Origin of the sequence: Cupriavidus phytohabitans (genome assembly GCF_017815025.1) — a bacterium.
Taxonomy (GTDB): domain Bacteria; phylum Pseudomonadota; class Gammaproteobacteria; order Burkholderiales; family Burkholderiaceae; genus Cupriavidus.
This window is the reverse complement of the sequence record NZ_JAGIQB010000201.1, coordinates 1-1093: the sequence shown is the minus strand read 5'-3', so window position 1 is coordinate 1093 and position 1093 is coordinate 1. Positions and strand designations below refer to the sequence as shown.

Sequence of the window (1093 nt, the reverse complement as noted above, 5' to 3'; positions counted from 1 at the left end):
GCAATCCATGGGGGCACAGCAGCGCAGTTTCTAAGCTTTCGCCGGTTACGCAATTGGCGAGATCCGTCGACCAAAAAAAACGCGCGGCGCGCAGCAGTTCGGCTTCTCGACCGCCGAAGTCAGCCAGCCACCTCTACGCCAGTCTAGCCTCGGCTCACTGCAAGCCTATCGTCCCATTCTGGGTACCAAAAGCTGTTCCTTCCGGATGATGTCGATCTCTTCGTCAATGATGGCTAACAACTCGGTCACGGATCCGGTGAAGCGCTCTCGTACCTGCTTGCGCGTTCTGCGCTCGCTGGCTGAACGCACAAGCTCATAGCTGTGTGCAGACGGTTTCGACAATCGGATGACTCTCAGTTCCTTGCTTGGCGGAAGTCGCAACCAATAAGAATAGCCATTCCTTACCCCTCGCTCTGTGCGTTCGCGGGGAACCAGGTATGGCCGGGCGAGCATGATGTCGGCGTGAATCGCTTCCAATGACATGGAAATTGGGCAGAAAAAGAAACCCCTGCATGCAGGGGTTGGACGCTAGGCTTTCGCTCGTGCGAGGCCTGATTTACGCCTCCTCTGCAATCAGGAACTTGTTGGGGTTCTTGCCAAGCCAGGCCGGTGTACGACCACGGCCGGACCACGTCTTGCCGGTCTTCGGATCTTGGTATTTCGGAGGCAGCGCCGATTTCGCCTTGACGGTGCCACTGCCTGCCGGACGGCCGCGACGGCGCTTCGTAATGTCCTCGACGGTCAGCCCATATTCCGCCATCAGGTTCTGAATCTGCTCAATGACCGAAGCGACCTCATTGGCACGGACTTCTTCCAGGTGAGCTTCCAGGGCTGCCTTCTGTGCCATCAGTTCTTTGTAAGTTGCCATTTGCTGTTTTCCTTTCCTGTGGAGGGATTCTGATACATAGTTTATAGCCAATTTCCTCATCATTGGAAATTCAGCGCAATATACGGTAACAATGTAAGGCGCCGTTTGACCAACAGCTGGACCGGCAGAGAAAGTGTGAAAGCATGTTTAGGCTTGCGCCAGGACGGATTTGAAACTCGATCACCGTCTGAAGGGGATTTGGCGACATTTAAGATCGAACTGAGC

At 54.9% G+C, this 1093-nt stretch carries 1 protein-coding gene; it reads right to left on the bottom strand.

Annotated features, from left to right (window positions below):
• Positions 1-556 precede the first annotated feature (556 nt).
• On the bottom strand, positions 557-868 hold the full coding sequence (locus J8I34_RS34135) for an H-NS histone family protein (RefSeq protein ID WP_029050182.1): 312 nt from the start codon (positions 866-868) through the stop codon (positions 557-559).
• Between the last annotated feature and the right edge of the window lie 225 nt (positions 869-1093).